This window comes from Mycobacteriales bacterium (assembly GCA_030697205.1).
GTDB lineage: Bacteria > Actinomycetota > Actinomycetes > Mycobacteriales > SCTD01 > JAUYQP01.
Genome location: JAUYQP010000045.1, coordinates 24,513 through 39,882, shown reverse-complemented (window position 1 = coordinate 39,882; position 15,370 = coordinate 24,513). Strand labels below are relative to the sequence as shown.

Genomic DNA, 15,370 nt, shown 5'->3' with positions numbered 1-15,370 from the left:
CGGTGGTCCTCGCTGCAGTGCTCGCCACCGACCTCGTGCTCGTCGACGCGGCGCGCAAGGACCTCGCCGCGGAGCGCGGCGCGGGACCCGTCGTCGCGGTGGCCGTCTCGGAGCGACGGGCGGCGGCTCCGATCCGGATCGGGATCCCCCGGCTGAAGGTCACGAGCTCCCTGATCGGGCTCCGCAAGGACCGCGCCGGCCGGCTGCAGGTCCCTGCCGACCCGATGCGCGCCGGCTGGTACGCGCAGGGCCCCGCCCCCGGCGACAAGGGCCCAGCGGTCATCGCCGGCCACGTCGACAGCTTCCGCGGCCCCGGTGTCTTCGCCCGCATCGACGAGCTGCGCAAGGGCGACACGATCAAGGTACGACGCGCCGACGGCTCGCTGGTCACCTACGCCGTGACCCTGGTCCGCACCTACGCCAAGCGCGACTTCCCCACTGAGCTGGTCTATCGCGGCGACGGAAAGGAGTCCCTGCGGCTCGTCACCTGCGGCGGAGACTTCGACCGGCGCAGCAAGAGCTACCGCAGCAACGTCGTGGTGTTCGCCAAGCCCGTCTGAGGTCGATCGCGCGGCGCGGCGTACACCGTCCTGTCGGACGAGCGCCCTACCGTCCGACAGGTGATCCCGGTGCAGGCGACCTTCGACGAACTGGGCACGCCGCTGCGCGACGCGACCTTCGTCGTGGTCGACCTCGAGACCACCGGCGGCAGCCACAAGGACTGCCACATCACCGAGATCGGCGCGGTGAAGGTGCGCGGCGGCGAGGTCCTCGGGGAGTTCCAGACGCTGGTCAACCCCGACCGCGCGATCCCGCCCTTCATCGCGGTCCTCACCGGCATCACCGACTCCATGGTCGCGGGCGCGCCGCGGCTCGACCAGGCACTGCCGGCGTTCCTCGAGTTCGCGCGCGGCACCGTGCTGGTCGCCCACAACGCGCCCTTCGACCTGGGCTTCCTGCGCGCCGGCTGCGACCAGCTCGGCCTCGACTGGCCCGGCTTCGACTCCCTCGACACCGCGCGCCTCGCCCGCCGCGTCCTCACCCGCGACGAGGCCCCCGACTGCAAGCTCTCGAGCCTCGCCCGGCTCTTCCGCGCCGACGTCACCCCCTGCCACCGCGCGCTCGCCGACGCGCAGGCCACCGTCGACGTGCTCCACGGGCTGATGGCGCGCCTCGGCAACCTCGGCGTGCACAGCCTCGAGGAGCTGCGGACCTTCTCCGCGACGGTCACTCCGCAGCAGCGCCGCAAGCGCCACCTCGCCGACGCGATACCGACCGCGCCGGGCGTCTACCTCTTCCGCGACGCCCGCGACCGGGTCCTCTACGTCGGCAAGAGCACCAACCTGCGCTCACGCGTCCGGCAGTACTTCACCGCGTCGGAGATGCGCTCGCGGATGGCCGAGATGGTCGGCATCGCCGAGCGCGTCGACCCGGTCGTGTGCGCCACCCCCCTCGAGGCCGAGGTCCGCGAGCTGCGACTCATCGCCGAGCACCGGCCGCGCTACAACCGCCGCTCGAAGTTCCCCGAGCGCGCCGTCTGGGTGAAGCTCACCGTCGAGGCCTTCCCGCGGCTCTCGCTCGTCCGCGCCGTCCTCGACGACGGCGCGACCTACCTCGGCCCCTTCGGCTCGACCCGCACCGCCGAGGCCGCCGTCGCCGCTGTCCACGAGGCGCTCCCGCTGCGCCAGTGCACCACGCGGTTGTCGACCCGCCGGCCGTCCCCCGCCTGCGTGCTCGCCGAGATGGGCCGCTGCGGCGCGCCGTGCCAAGGCCTGGAGAGCGTCGAGGCGTACGCCGACCACGTCGCCGCCTACCGCACCGCCGTGACCACCGACCCCGGCGCGCTCGTCGCGGTGCTGACCCGCCGCATCGAGGCGCTCGCCGCCGACGAGCGGTTCGAGGACGCGGCCGCCCAGCGCGACCGACTGGCCGCGCTGGTGCGGGCCGTCGCCCGCCAGCAGCGGATCGTGTCGCTGACCTCGGTGCCGGAGCTGGTGGCCGCGCGACCCACCGCGGACCTGGGGTGGGAGGTCGCGGTGGTGCGCCACGGCCGGCTCGTCGCGGCCGGCACCATCCCGCGCGGTGCCCACCCGGCGCCCTACGTCGACGCGCTCGTCGCCACCGCCGAGACCGTCGTGCCCGGCCCGGGGCCGCTGCCGGCCGCGACCGCCGAGGAGGTCGGCTGCGTGCTGCGCTGGCTCGAGACCGACGGCACCCGCCTCGTCCGGCTCGACGGCGTGCTGGCCTCGCCCGCCCACGGGGCCGGCGGGCACCGCAGCTTCCTCGACGCCGTCGGCGAGGCTCGCGGCAGTGCGGACCCCTTCGCGGACCGCCGTGGCCTGCGGCCGCTCGCCCGCCCTGCTCGCGCGTCGGCGTGAGGCCGCGCGTGCGTCCTACGCCGTCGTGGGTAGGTTCGGGGCTGTGATCACAGCCATCGTCATGGTGTCCGCCGCGGTCGACCGCATCCCCGAGGTCGCGCAGGCGATCGCCGACCTCGACGGGGTGAGCGAGGTCTACTCCGTCGCCGGCGACGTCGACCTGGTCGCGATGGTGCGGGTCCGCAAGCACGAGGACCTGCACGACACCATCGCCGGGCGGCTCAACAAGGTCGACGGGGTGCTGTCCACGCAGACGCTCATCGCCTTCCAGGCCTACTCCCAGCACGACCTCGAGTCGACCTTCTCCCTCGGCATCGAGCCCTAGGGCGGGCTGCCACCCCCGGCCGGTGATCATCAGGGGATCTGCACGCGCGACACGGCGTGTCCCCGTGCAGACCCCCTGTTGATCATGGGAGTGCGGGGCGGGCGCGGGGCGGCCGCGGCAGCGTCAGAGGCGCAGGGACTGGCTGACCGCGGTCCAGGTCGCGAGCGCGCGCTCGGCGGACCCGGAGGCCAGCGACTCCGTGGCCCCGGCCAGCCCCTCTCCCAGTCGGGCCTCCAGCGGGCCGGACCCGCCCGCGTGGGCGGCCAGCGCTGCGGCGGCGTTGAGCAGCACCGCGTCGCGGACCGGACCGGTCTCCCCCGCGAGCAGGCGGCGGCAGACCGCGGCGTTGAAGGCGGCGTCCTCACCGCGCAGGTCCTCGAGCGTGGCGCGGGCGATCCCGAGGGCCGCCGGGTCGAAGCGCTCCTCGACCACCGCCCCGCCGGCGACCACCCAGACCGTCGAGGGCCCGGTCGTGGTGAGCTCGTCGAGGCCGTCGTCGCCGCGGAAGACGAGCGCGTCCGCGCCCCGAGCGGCCAGTACCCCGGCCATCACCGGCGCGAGCCGCGCGTCGGACACCCCGACGGCCTGGGCCATGGGGCGGGCCGGGTTGGTGAGCGGCCCGAGGACGTTGAAGGCGGTAGGGATCCCGATGTCGCGACGGGCGACGGCCGCGTGGCGCATGCCCGGGTGGAAGACCGGCGCGAAGCAGAAGGCGATCCCGGCCTGCGCGAGGCAGGGCCCGACAGCCGCGGGCGGGAGGTCGACGACGACCCCGAGCTCCTCGAGCAGGTCGGCCGAGCCGCAGGCCGACGACGCCGCGCGGTTGCCGTGCTTGACCACCGGCACGCCCGCCCCGGCGACGACCAGCGCGGCCATGGTCGACAGGTTGACGGTGTGGGAGCGGTCGCCGCCGGTGCCGCAGGTGTCGACGACCCGGCCGGGCACCTCCACCGTGGCCGCCTCGCGCAGCATCACCTGCACCAGGCCGGCGATCTCTTCGGGCGTCTCGCCCTTGGCCCGCAGGGCGACCACGAAGGCCGCGAGCTGCGCGGGGCTGGCCTCGCCGCCCATGACCTCGCCCATCGCCCAGGCGGTGTCGTCGCTGGTGAGGTCCTCGCGTCGCAGCAGTGACGACAGCAGCGTGGGCCAGCTGGTCAGTGCGGGACCGCCTGGCGCCGCACGGGCAGGCCGCGCTCGCGGTCGCGCAGAGCGCCCGCGACCGCAGCGGCGAGCTGCGGGGCGTCGATCGGGAGCGGCACGACGGCGTCGGCGAGCGACCAGGTCGCGAGCCAGACGTCGTCCTTGCGGGCGACGAGCACGAGGGTCGCCGGGGCGTCGGCGATCTCGTCCTTGAGCTGCTTGGCGAGGCCCAGGCCACCGGTCGGCCACGCCTCGCCGTCGAGCACGACCAGGTCGATGCCGCCCGCGTCGACCGCCTTGACGACGGCGGCGCCGGTCGCGGCCTCGACCCACTCGAGCCGCGCCAGGTCGCTCGCGGGGCGCCGACCGACCGCGGTGCGGACCGCGTCGCGGACCGCCGCGTCGTCGCTGTAGACGAGGACGGTGAGGGCGCTCATGCGCGCGAGCCTAGCGAGGCGTCACCGGTGGCGCGTGCCGGGGCCCTTCCACGGGATGTCGAGGGTGTGGGCGTAGCAGTTGGGGCCCTGGTTGTACGACGACAGCCGGCTCCCGCACACCGCGCAGGCCGCCCCGGCCCCCGAGCGCGCCCGCTCCACGGGCTTGCCCGTCGTTCCCGCCAGTCGAGTCCCGCTCGCCACGCCTCGTCCCCCTTGCGCTGGGTGCACCGAGTGTGTCCCGGGTCACACCGGGTGACAGTAGGCAGGACGCGCTGTGTAGGTCAAGAGCTCTGACGAACCCGTCGTCGCAGGTCAGGACGTGTTACCCATGGGTAGGGGCGCCTGCAGGGCGTCCCACCCGAGGGCGTCTCCCCCGAGCCGCTGGGCGAGCCCGGCCATCCGGGTCCGCTCCTGCGCGACACCGAGCGCCGTGAGCGACTGCGACCGCTGCACGAGCAACCGACCCTCACCCCCGACCAGGGCGTACGACGGGTCGAGCAGCTCGGCGAGCGCCTCGCGCCGCGGCTCCAGACCGCTGAGGTGGTGACGGAGCAGGACCGGCCGGTCGGGGTCGGCGCGGCCGTCGGCCAGGCTCGCGGCGACGACCGCGCTGTCGGCGGCGGCGGGGTCGAACGAGCTCGCCACGACGACCAGCCCCGGGTCGTCGGCCCGCACGTCCGCGACGACCGCGGGCCGCCGGAAGCGCGACAGCAGCCCCATCAGGTCGGGGCGCTCGCGCGGTCGAGCCGGTCCAGCCGCCGGTCCTCCCGCGCGGCCTCCCGCTCCGAGGCCCGCATCCACTGGGTGAGAGTGACGGCGAGGAAGAGCAGCCCGACGAGGTCTCCGGAGGCCCACAGCAGCCCGCCGCCGACCTGCTGCTGGAAGACGGCCTCCGACACGGGGTGCAGCGCGAGGTAGTGGTCGCGGGCGATCAGGCTCGACCCGCTCGCCGGCACGCTCATGATCGCCACGCCCAGGAAGGCGTGGAAGGGCAGCGTGGCCGCGAGCAGCAGCATCCGCATCGGGTAGGAGCGCCGGCCGGGGACCGGGTCGATGCCGAGCAGCGGCCAGAAGAACAGCGAGCCGACCGCGAGGAAGTGCAGGTGGAGCGCCTCGTGGAGGTAACCGCTGTCGAGCGTCGCGTCGTACCAGCCGGTGAAGTAGAGCGCGAACGGGCTCGCGACGAACAGCAGCCACGGCACCAGGGGGAAGGTCAGCAGCGCCGCGACCCGGGAGTGCAGCAGCGCCATCAGCCAGCCGCGCGGGCGCGCCGGCAGCGTGCGCAGCGCGAGGGTGACCGGAGCGCCGAGCGCGAGGAAGACCGGCGCGACCATCGCGAGCAGCATGTGCTGGACCATGTGGGCGCCGAACAGCGACGTGTCGTACGCCGCCAGGCCGCTCAGCAGCGCGATCGCGATCGTGCCGAGCCCGAGCCCGACGAAGGCCAGCGTGCGCAGCGGTGACCAGGAGTCGCCCCGGCGACGCAGCCGCGTCACGGCGTACAGGTAGAGGGCTGCAGCGACCAGCAGGGCGGTCAGCGGGAGCACCTCGGCACGGGCCTCGGAGAGCAGTACCCCCGCCGAGAAGCCCGGCAGCTCGGTCGCGTGCGCGAGGGGCCCGGTCACCCCTTCAGGGTAGGTGTGACACAGCACTCCGGCGCGCCGGGGCACCCCGCGTGGAAAGCGGGCCGCGGGGCTGGCAGACTGCCCGACGTGGCTGCTACTGCTGTGGGATCGACGACCGGACACGGCTCGTTGACGCGTCCCAACATGGTGTCCGTCGGCACGATCGTGTGGCTCTCCTCGGAGCTGATGTTCTTCGCGGCGCTGTTCGCGATGTACTTCACGATCCGCTCCGTCACGGGCGTGACCGAGACCGGGCTCGACAACTGGCCCCCGGTGCCGGTCGAGCTCGCCGTGGGCTACTCCCTGGTCTTCACCGTGATCCTCGTGCTGAGCTCGGTGACCTGCCAGATGGGCGTGTTCGCGGCCGAGAAGGGCGACGTCTACGCCATGCGGCGGTGGTATGTCCTCACGCTGCTCATGGGCCTGGTGTTCGTGCTCGGGCAGGCCAACGAGTACCGCATCCAGTACGCCGAGGACATGCGGATCGACAGCCACGGCTACGGCTCGGTCTTCTACCTGACCACCGGCTTCCACGGCCTGCACGTCATCGGTGGGCTGTTCGCCTTCGTCTTCGTGCTGCTGCGCTCGCTCGTGGGCCGCTACACGCCGGAGAAGGCCACCAGCGCCATCGTGACCTCGTACTACTGGCACTTCGTCGACGTCGTGTGGATCGGGCTCTACGCCACGATCTACATCATCCAGTGAGGACGACCGTGAAGACCCGTCTCTCCCGCTTCTCCAGCTACGGCGTGCTCGCGCTCGCGCTGGTCACCACCGGTGGGCTCTACACCGCGGTGGCCTCGCCGAGCGCGGCCCGCGGCACCGCCGACGAGGCCCAGTCGCTCGCGGTCAAGGAGGGTCGGGCGCTCTACGCGACCGGCTGCTCCACGTGTCACGGCCTCAACTTGCAGGGTGGCGCCGGTGGCCCCAGCCTGGTCGGTGTGGGTGCAGCGTCGGTGGTCTTCCAGGTGGAGAGCGGTCGCATGCCGCTCGTCGCCGGGCAGGTCCAGGCGCCCCGCAAGGAGGCGAAGTACACGCCCGAGGAGACCGACCAGCTCGCGGCCTTCATCCAGACGCAGGGCGGCGGACCCGAGGTCCCGGACCAGCTCCAGGACGACGGCCAGCTCGCGCTCGGAGGCGACCTGTTCCGCACCAACTGCGCGTCCTGCCACAACAGCGCCGGCTCCGGCGGCGCGCTGTCCTACGGCAAGTACGCCCCCGCGCTGCGCCCTGCCTCGGCTCGCGTGATCTACACCGCGATGCAGTCCGGCCCCGAGTCGATGCCGCGCTTCGGTGACAACCAGCTGACCCCCGAGGAGAAGCGGGCCATCACCTCCTACGTCCGCTTCGTCACCCAGTCCGCGCAGCCGGGCGGTAACAGCCTCGGCAAGCTCGGCCCGGTGCCCGAGGGCCTGGTGATCTGGCTCGTCGGGATCGGCCTGCTCGTCCTCGTCACCCTCTGGATCGGAGCGCGCGCATGAGCGACGAGTCCATCAGGGACCGCTTGAAGTCCCCCGCGTCCTCGGACCAGGCCAACAGCGGCGGCGACAGCCGCCACAGCGAGCTGTCCAGCGCGGACTTCCAGCAGACCCACTCCACGCCTGCCGACCCCGGTCAGCGGGTCGCCCACGGCGGCACCGCGGTCCTGCACGAGGAGACCAGCGGTCTCGCCCACCACGACCTCGACCCCGATGAGGCCGCTGCGGCGGAGCGCAAGATCGCGTTCCTCTTCCTGCTCTCGGTCCTCGGCGTCGTCGGCTTCTTCGTCGTCTTCTGGTTCGCGCCGTTCCAGTTCGGCGTCGAGGAGGACAACGAGTACTACACGCCGCTGCTGGGCGTGACGATGGCGCTCGCCCTGGGCGGCATGGGTGCCGGCGCCGTCCTGTGGGCCAAGACGCTCATGCACGGCGAGGAGACGGTCCAGGAGCGCCACGACCTCGCGTCGTCGCCGGAGGACCGCGCCGAGACCGGTCAGCTGCTCAAGGACGGGCTCGCCCAGACCCAGCTCGGCCGCCGCAAGCTGCTCACCGGCTCGCTGCTGCTCGCCGGAGCGACGCTTCCGGTGCTTGCCGTCGTACCCCTCGCGGGTCTCGGCAAGTGGCAGCACAAGGAGCGCTCGCTCGCCACCACCGCGTGGGCCAAGGGCGTGCGCCTCGTGCGCGAGAACGGCACGCCCGTCCGGCTCGGCGACCTGCAGGTCGGCGGCGCGGAGTCGGTCTTCCCCGACGTCGCGAGCGGCGCGAAGTACGCCGACTCCGCCGTCCTGCTCATCCGGATGCGCCCCGAGGAGCTCAAGCCCTCGCGCAACCCTGATGACTGGGCGATCGACGGCCACGTCGCCTACTCCGTCATCTGCACCCACCTCGGCTGCCCGGTCAAGCTCTACGAGCAGCAGACGCACAACCTGTTCTGCCCCTGCCACCAGTCGACCTTCAAGGCCGACGAGGGCTGCAAGGTGACCTTCGGCCCGGCCGCGCGCCCGCTCCCCCAGCTGGCGCTGGCGCTCGACGACGAGGGCTACTTCGTGGCACAGGGCGATTTCGCGGAGCCGGTCGGTCCCAGCTACTGGGAGCGCCGGGACGACTACCTGAAGGACCTCTGATGGCTGCCACCGCTGTCCGGAAGAACCCCGCCGAGAAGGCCGCCGACGTCACAGCCGGCTGGGTGGACGACCGGCTGAGCTCCTCGGGCTTCGTCAAGCGCGCGGTCAACAAGGTCTTCCCGGACCACTGGTCGTTCATGCTGGGCGAGATCGCGCTCAACAGCTTCATCATCCTGCTGCTGACCGGCACCTACCTCACGTTCTTCTACGAGGCCTCGGTCCAGGAGGTCATCTACGACGGCTCCTACACCCCGCTGCGCGGCCTGCCGATGTCGGCGGCCTACGCCTCGACGCTCGACATCTCCTTCGACGTCCGCGGCGGCCTGATCATGCGGCAGATCCACCACTGGGCGGCGCTGCTGTTCATGGCGTCGATCGTGGTGCACCTCATGCGGGTGTTCTTCACCGGCGCCTTCCGCAAGCCGCGCGAGCTCAACTGGGTCATCGGCGGCACGCTGCTCATCCTCGGCATCGTCGAGGGCTTCGCCGGCTACTCCCTGCCCGACGACCTGCTGTCCGGTACCGGCCTGCGCATCGCCTACTCCATCGCGCTGTCGATCCCCGTCGTCGGCACCTGGGCGGCGTTCCTCGTCTTCGGCGGAGAGTACCCCGGCGACGCGATCATCGAGCGGCTCTACGCGATCCACATCCTGCTCGTGCCAGGGATCATCCTCGGGCTCATCACCTTCCACATGATGATGATCTGGTACCAGAAGCACACCCAGTTCGCCGGCCCGCGCCGGACCGAGACCAACGTCGTCGGGACCCGGTTCTTCCCGGTCTTCGCGACCAAGGCAGGCGGCTTCTTCTTCCTGGTCTTCGCGGTGCTCGCCCTGCTCGGCGGGCTCGCCCAGATCAACCCGGTCTGGTTGTTCGGCCCCTACGACCCGTCGCAGGTCACGGCTGGCTCGCAGCCCGACTGGTACGTCGGCTGGCTCGACGGCTCGTCGCGCCTCATGCCCAACTGGGAGATCCGCGAGTTCGGCTACACCATCCCGCTCAACATCTTCCTGCCGGCCGTCGTCATGCCTGGCCTGATCTTCAACGCTCTGATCCTCTACCCCTGGATCGAGCAGCGGCTGACCGGCGACAAGGCCGTCCACAACATCCTCGACCGCCCGCGCGACGTGCCGGTCCGCACGGCCATCGGCGTCATGAGCATCGTGTTCTACGTGCTGCTCATGCTCGGTGGTGGCAACGACCTGCTGGCGGTCACCTTCGGGATGTCGGCGCAGACGATCACCTACTTCCTGCGGGTGGCGCTGTTCGTCCTGCCACCGCTGGCCTATGTGCTCACCAAGCGCATCTGCCTGGGCCTGCAGGCCTCGGACGACGAGCTCGTCCACCACGGCATCGAGTCCGGCACGATCCGCCGGCTCCCCTCGGGCGAGTTCGTCGAGGAGACCGTCCCGCTGCCCGCGACCTACGAGCCGCTCATCGGCATCGGCTCGGGCAGCCACTCCCACGGCGAGCTGCCGGCCGGCTCGTCGAACGGCGGGACGGTGGTGGCGACCCGCACGCCACGCGGCTTCTTCTTCCCGAAGAGCTACGACGAGAACGCCGACGCCGAGCGCACCGAGGCGACCCTGCCGCAGCTGTCCGGGCGCCCGGACTAGCGCTCCCCCGGCCCGTCCCGACGGCCCGTCACCCTCGCGGTGGCGGGCCGTCGCCGTCGCCGGTCCCCCTCCTGGTGATCAACGCGAGCGATGCCCCACTTCTGGACCACTGGAAGTGCGGTCAAGGCGGCGTTGATCACCGGCGAGGAGTACGACGGGTCAGTCGCCGCCGCCGTCTCCGCCCGCGTCACCGCCTGAGTCGACACTGCTGTCGATCGTCGCGCTGATGTCGGCCAGGCCGCACAGCGAGCCGTCGCCGGACCCCATCACCACGACGATCTCGACGCCGCGCCGGCGGGCGTCGCCGACGGCCCGGTCGACCGCGCGCAGCTGTCGGCGGCCCAGCAGCAGGAGCAGCGCGGGGTCGGCGTCGCGCAGGGCGCTGTCGGCACTCGGCCCGCCGCTCGCCAGCGCGGTCCTCAGCTCCCGCTGACGCCGGCCGAGGTCGCGCACGAGGCCGTCCTCGTCGCTGACCCGGCGCCAGCCGTCGAGCCACCACCGGCGCGGGACCTGCTCCAGCAGCTCCCGAGCGACGAGGTCAGCCCGGCACGCGTCCCGCAGCTCCCCCGCGGCGTGACGTCGCGCGAGCGCGCTCACCGCCTCCCGCAGTGGCATCGCCGAACCCGGCAGCACGACGCAGCGCAGCTGGTGGTCCAGCAGCGGCAACGGCGCCCTGTCGGGCACAGGCAGGGTCCCGCGGCGGAGCAGCACGACCGAGGTGCGCAGCCGCCTCGTGTCACGGCGCAGGGTCCACGCGCCGCTCGCCACGAGCTCCTTGAGCGCGAGCTGCAGCACGACGCCCGCCGACACCCGCGGCTGGCGCAGGACCTGGGTGGCCGCCGCGGACAGCGGCCAGGGCTGGGGTTCCGGCACCGGACCAAGCTAGGACCCGGCGATCACTCCCACACGCTCGCCCCGCCCGACCAGCGCCGCCCCCGGCCCCCCGCTGCCTCCCTGCAACCGGGCCGTCGCGGCCTTCTTCCCACGCGCCCCGTACGGACCCCGACCCCTGGCGGTCACCGTGCCGTCACAACGGCGCGGCCGCACCTCGCTAGGGTCGAGTGATGACAGACGGACCCGACGGCGCGGCACGGCGCGCGCTCGCCGGCGTCAGGCAGGTCGACCGGCAGGCGGGAGCGGTCGGCGTCGTACGGCGGCTGCGCCGCGCCCTGCCCGGTGACCCCGGCTTCGGCGACCCGCTGAGCGCCGCAGGTACCGACAGCGCCGCCACCATCGCCCGCCTGGCAGACAGGCTCTTCGACGAGCAGCCCCGGGTCTCCAGGGAGATCGGGCTGGGCGCCCTGCAGGTCTGGCAGTCGCTGTTGGAGCGCACCGGTCGGGGCCGTGGCGACCGAGAGCTGACCATCGCCTTCACCGACCTGGCGGGCTTCTCCACCTGGGCCGAGCGCGCCGGCGACGACGCCGCGCTACGGCTGCTGCGCCAGGTCGCGAGCGCCGTCGAGCCGGCCGTCCTCAGCCATCGCGGACAGGTGGTCAAGCGGCTCGGGGATGGCGTGATGGCGGTCTTCCCCACCCCGGCGCTCGCCTTCGACGCGGTCGTCATGGCCCGCGCGCGCGTGGCCGCGCTCGAGGTCGACGGTCACCGCCCGCGACTGCGCGCCGGCCTGCACACCGGGCTGCCGCGCCGGCTCGGCGACGACTACCTCGGCGTCGACGTCAATATCGCCGCGCGCCTGGTCGAGAAGGCCGGCCCCGAGGAGGTCCTCGTCAGCAACACCGCTCTCGCGGGGCTCGACCCGCAGCGTGTCGCGACCCGCGTGAAGAAGACCTTCCTGCTCACCCGCGTCAAGGGCGTCCCCGACGACCTCAAGGTCTACGTCGCGACCCCCCGCGACCCGGCTCCCTGACCCCGCGCACCCACCGCCGCACCCACCACCGCACCCACCCCCGGAACGATCTACGCCGTCTTGCGATTCAGTGAGCGTGACGCGCCTCAAGAGGGCGAAGATCACCGCAGGAAGGGGGCCGGGAGGGCGCCCGCAGGAAGGGCCGGGCCGCAAGAGGGGCGGACGCCCGGCAGGGCAGGGCGGAGGCCCGCGGGGCGGGGAACCGGCCGGGACCAAGGGCGGGTACGACGAAGGCCGCCCCGGGCGGCGGCGCGGGTCTGTCCGGCGGGTCTGTCCGGCGGCCCTGTCAGGCGGCCCTGGCAGGCAGACCAGCGGTCAGCCGAGGAACTTGCGGTCCGACGTGGGCGCCTCGCCCATGGCCTCAAGCTCGCCGAGGGTGAAGCCCTGCGCGCGGTTGACGCCGAGGTAGAACTCGAAGAGGAACCCGCTGGCGGTGATGAGGATCAGGAAGAACCCGATCAGCGCGAGGAACGGTCCGAAGACGAGCCCGAGCGTCGTGACCGTGAAGGCACCCGCGGTCGCGATCGGCCACCAGGAGTGCGGCGCGAAGAAGCCGACCTCGCCGGAGCCCTCGCTGATCTCGGCGTCCGGACGGTCCTCCGGGCGCAGGTCCATCCGCCGGGCGGTGAACAGCAGGTAGTAGCCGATGATGAGCGCGAGCCCACCCGACAGGGCCAGGCAGGTGACGCCGACCCACTCCTCGGACAGCACGGCGTAGACGACCGAGACGACGGCGAGGAACACCGCCAGTCCGGCGAACAGCAGACCTTCGACCTTCATCGTCCTACCTCAGCTCGGGGGTGGCGTGGAAGTCGACCTTGCCGGCCGCCTCGGGGTAGTGCAGGTCGAACGCGGGACGCTCGCTGCGGATGCGCGGCATGGTCACGAAGTTGTGCCGCGGCGGCGGGCAGGAGGTCGCCCACTCCAGCGAGTTGCCGTAGCCCCACGGGTCGTCGCCGACGGCCTTCTCGCCGCGCCGGAAGCTCACCCACACGTTGTAGATGAACGGCAGCGTCGAGGCACCGAGCACGAAGGCACCGATGGAGGACACGGTGTTCATCGCGGTCCAGCCGGCCGGCGCGACGCCGAGCTCGTTGACGTAGTCGACGTAGCGGCGCGGCATGCCCTCGTTGCCCAGCCAGTGCTGGACGAGGAAGGTCGTGTGGAAGCCGACGAACAGCGTCCACGCGTGGATCTTGCCGAGCCGGTCGTCCATCATCCGGCCGGTGAGCTTGGGGAACCAGTAGTAGACGCCGGCGAAGAAGGCGAACACCACGGTGCCGAACAGCACGTAGTGGAAGTGGGCGACGACGAAGTAGGTGTCGCTGACGTGGAAGTCGATGGGCGGGGCGGCCAGCAGGACGCCGGTGAGACCACCGAGCAGGAAGGTCACGAGGAAGCCGATGCAGAACAGCATCGGGGTCTCGAACGTCAGCTGGCCGCGCCACATGGTGCCGATCCAGTTGAAGAACTTCACGCCCGTCGGTACGGCGATGAGGAACGACATGAACGCGAAGAACGGCAGCAGCACCGCGCCCGTGACGAACATGTGGTGCGCCCACACCGTCATCGACAGCGCGCCGATGCCGATCGTGGCGAACACCAGGCCCTTGTAGCCGAACATCGGCTTGCGGCTGAAGACCGGGATGATCTCAGAGACGATGCCGAAGAACGGCAGCGCCACGATGTAGACCTCCGGGTGGCCGAAGAACCAGAACAGGTGCTGCCACAGGATCGCGCCGCCGTTCGCGGCGTCGTAGATGTGCGACCCGAGGTGGCGGTCGGCGAGCAGCGCGAAGAACGCGGCCGTGATGACCGGGAAGGCCATCAGCACCAGGATCGACGTGACGAGCATGTTCCAGGTGAAGATCGGCATCCGGAACATCGTCATGCCGGGGGCGCGCAGCGTGATGATCGTGACGATGAAGTTGACGGCACCGAGGATCGTGCCGAGGCCGGAGGTGATCAGGCCGACGATCCACAGGTCGCTGCCGAGCTGCGGCGAGTGGATGATGTCCGACAGCGGCGTGTAGGCGAACCAACCGAAGGCCGCCGCACCGTCAGGGGTGAGGAAGCCGGCGACGACGGTCAGCCCGCCGAAGAGGTACAGCCAGTAGGAGAAGGCGTTCAGGCGCGGGAAGCTCATGTCCGGCGCGCCGATCTGCAGCGGCATGATGAAGTTCGTGAACCCGTAGGCCGCGGGCGGCGCGAACAGGAACATCATGATTGTGCCGTGCATGGTGAACAGCTGGTTGTACTGCTCCGCCGACACGATCTGCACGCCCGGCTGGGCCAGCTCGGCGCGGATGATCATCGCGAGCAGCCCGGCGAACAGGAAGAACGCGAACGACGTGCAGAGGTAGAGCATGCCGATCGTCTTGTGGTCGGTGGTCGTGACGACCTTGACCACCTTCGAGCCCAGGGTCGGCCGCGGGCGGCGTACCTCGACGGGTGTGGTGGCTCCCTCGAGCAGGGTCACTTCTTCTCCTCCTCGGGGTGCGGCGTGCCGGCCACGACGGGGCGGACCGCGCCCGTCACGGCGGGGTTGTCTTCCAGAGCGTTGGCGGGGTCGGCCTTGAGGCCCGCGACGTAGGCGTCGTACTCCGCCGGGGGGACGGCCTTGACGTAGAAGGTCATGCGGGCGTGCTTCTCGCCGCACAGCTCGGCGCAACGGCCGATGTACTCACCCGGCTTGGTGATCTTCACTTCGAAGGTGTTGGCGCGGCCCGGGATGACGTCGCGCTTGAAGAGGAACGCCGGCACGAAGAAGGAGTGGATGACGTCGGGAGAGGTCTCGACGAAGCGCACCGTGCGGTCGGTCGGGAGCACCAGCACCGCGGGCTGCTCGATCTCGCCGATGACCTGCACGCCCGCGTCGACGTGCTGGAACATCCAGTTCCACTTGAAGCCGACGACGTTGACGGTCACGTCGGGCTTGCCGCCGGCGGTCTCGTCGGACAGGTCGTTGACGCGGTTCTGCGCGACCACCGTGTAGTAGAAGAGCACCGCGATGATCACGAACGGCACGACGGTGTAGAGCACCTCGACCGGGAGGTTGTAGCGGATCTGGCGCGGCAGGTCGTCGCTGGTCTTCCGGAAGCGCACGACGGCGTAGAAGATCAGCGCCCAGACCAAGAGGCCGACCACGGCAGCCGCGGCGACCGAGCCGAGCCACAGGTCGTAGATCTCCTGGGCCTGGTCGGTGACGGGCTTCGGGAAGCCCAGGCCGAAGGTGTTCTCGTAGGCCTCACGACCGCCGCATCCGGTCGCCAGCAGCGCGGTCGCGGCGGCCATCAGGCCGAGTCGCGCACCGCTGCGCCGAGGGGTGGCTCTCACGCTCACAGGCCTTCCTCACGAGGGGTCGGAGAAGCCCTCGTCG

At 71.8% G+C, this 15,370-nt stretch carries 16 protein-coding genes and 1 pseudogene; 8 read left to right on the top strand and 9 right to left on the bottom strand.

Annotation, left to right across the window (positions count from 1 at the left end; all coding sequences use genetic code 11):
* Positions 1–2: 2 nt before the first annotated feature.
* The 3 genes from Q8R60_14360 to Q8R60_14350 are packed head-to-tail and all read left to right on the top strand — an operon-like array spanning position 3 to position 2,703.
* Complete coding sequence (locus Q8R60_14360; GenBank protein ID MDP3713654.1) at positions 3–560, top strand: class F sortase; 558 nt, start codon at positions 3–5, stop codon at positions 558–560.
* 60 nt (positions 561–620) lie between these two features.
* Complete coding sequence (locus tag Q8R60_14355) at positions 621–2,378, top strand: DEDD exonuclease domain-containing protein (protein MDP3713653.1); 1,758 nt, start codon at positions 621–623, stop codon at positions 2,376–2,378.
* A 43-nt stretch (positions 2,379–2,421) separates the two neighbouring features.
* A complete protein-coding gene (locus tag Q8R60_14350) occupies positions 2,422–2,703 on the top strand; it encodes an Lrp/AsnC ligand binding domain-containing protein (protein ID MDP3713652.1) in 282 nt (93 codons plus the stop codon).
* A gap of 123 nt (positions 2,704–2,826) precedes the next feature.
* Here Q8R60_14350 and trpD read toward each other — a convergent pair whose 3' ends face one another.
* From trpD to Q8R60_14325, 5 genes are all read right to left on the bottom strand, one after another.
* Positions 2,827–3,843 (bottom strand): anthranilate phosphoribosyltransferase, encoded by a 1,017-nt coding sequence (gene trpD / locus Q8R60_14345; GenBank protein ID MDP3713651.1) that lies wholly within the window; start codon positions 3,841–3,843, stop codon positions 2,827–2,829.
* Positions 3,844–3,857: 14 nt separating this feature from the next.
* Positions 3,858–4,280, bottom strand: coding sequence for a hypothetical protein (locus tag Q8R60_14340; protein MDP3713650.1), 423 nt, complete (start codon positions 4,278–4,280; stop codon positions 3,858–3,860).
* Between the two features lie 21 nt (positions 4,281–4,301).
* Complete coding sequence (locus Q8R60_14335; GenBank protein MDP3713649.1) at positions 4,302–4,481, bottom strand: hypothetical protein; 180 nt, start codon at positions 4,479–4,481, stop codon at positions 4,302–4,304.
* 111 nt (positions 4,482–4,592) lie between these two features.
* Positions 4,593–5,000 (bottom strand): hypothetical protein, encoded by a 408-nt coding sequence (locus Q8R60_14330; GenBank protein MDP3713648.1) that lies wholly within the window; start codon positions 4,998–5,000, stop codon positions 4,593–4,595.
* The gene (locus tag Q8R60_14325) at positions 5,000–5,905 is read right to left on the bottom strand and encodes a cytochrome c oxidase assembly protein (GenBank protein MDP3713647.1); all 906 of its coding nucleotides are present in this window, start codon (positions 5,903–5,905) and stop codon (positions 5,000–5,002) included. Before Q8R60_14325 ends, Q8R60_14330 begins: the two co-directional genes overlap by 1 nt.
* Before the next feature lie 87 nt (positions 5,906–5,992).
* Here Q8R60_14325 and Q8R60_14320 point away from each other — a divergent pair, with 87 nt between their 5' ends.
* From Q8R60_14320 to Q8R60_14305, 4 genes are read left to right on the top strand one after another with little or no spacing between them, the layout of a single operon-like run.
* Positions 5,993–6,610, top strand: a complete 618-nt coding sequence (locus tag Q8R60_14320; protein ID MDP3713646.1) for a heme-copper oxidase subunit III — start codon at positions 5,993–5,995, stop codon at positions 6,608–6,610.
* A gap of 8 nt (positions 6,611–6,618) precedes the next feature.
* Complete coding sequence (locus Q8R60_14315; protein MDP3713645.1) at positions 6,619–7,386, top strand: c-type cytochrome; 768 nt, start codon at positions 6,619–6,621, stop codon at positions 7,384–7,386.
* Positions 7,383–8,507, top strand: a complete 1,125-nt coding sequence (locus Q8R60_14310) for a Rieske 2Fe-2S domain-containing protein (protein MDP3713644.1) — start codon at positions 7,383–7,385, stop codon at positions 8,505–8,507. The genes Q8R60_14315 and Q8R60_14310 overlap by 4 nt, the downstream gene beginning before the upstream one ends.
* Entirely contained in the window at positions 8,507–10,123 is a 1,617-nt protein-coding gene (locus tag Q8R60_14305; protein MDP3713643.1) for a ubiquinol-cytochrome c reductase cytochrome b subunit, read from the top strand. The genes Q8R60_14310 and Q8R60_14305 overlap by 1 nt, the downstream gene beginning before the upstream one ends.
* 159 nt (positions 10,124–10,282) lie before the next feature.
* On the opposite strand, the gene Q8R60_14300 is transcribed toward Q8R60_14305, so the two are convergent.
* A complete protein-coding gene (locus Q8R60_14300) occupies positions 10,283–10,996 on the bottom strand; it encodes a hypothetical protein (protein MDP3713642.1) in 714 nt (237 codons plus the stop codon).
* Between the two features lie 191 nt (positions 10,997–11,187).
* Between Q8R60_14300 and Q8R60_14295 the strand changes: the two genes are divergently transcribed.
* Positions 11,188–11,991, top strand: coding sequence for an adenylate/guanylate cyclase domain-containing protein (locus tag Q8R60_14295; GenBank protein ID MDP3713641.1), 804 nt, complete (start codon positions 11,188–11,190; stop codon positions 11,989–11,991).
* 315 nt (positions 11,992–12,306) lie between these two features.
* Here Q8R60_14295 and Q8R60_14290 read toward each other — a convergent pair whose 3' ends face one another.
* The 3 genes and pseudogenes from Q8R60_14290 to coxB all read right to left on the bottom strand — a co-directional run bounded on the left by Q8R60_14290 (position 12,307) and on the right by coxB (position 15,327).
* Positions 12,307–12,771 carry a cytochrome c oxidase subunit 4 gene (locus tag Q8R60_14290; GenBank protein ID MDP3713640.1) on the bottom strand — a complete coding sequence of 155 codons (465 nt, stop codon included), beginning with the start codon at positions 12,769–12,771 and terminating at the stop codon, positions 12,307–12,309.
* A 52-nt stretch (positions 12,772–12,823) separates the two neighbouring features.
* Positions 12,824–14,410, bottom strand: a pseudogene (ctaD, locus tag Q8R60_14285) (cytochrome c oxidase subunit I).
* 56 nt (positions 14,411–14,466) lie between these two features.
* Positions 14,467–15,327: a cytochrome c oxidase subunit II gene (gene coxB, locus Q8R60_14280; protein ID MDP3713639.1), complete on the bottom strand. Its 861-nt coding sequence runs from the start codon at positions 15,325–15,327 to the stop codon at positions 14,467–14,469.
* Positions 15,328–15,370 lie beyond the last annotated feature (43 nt).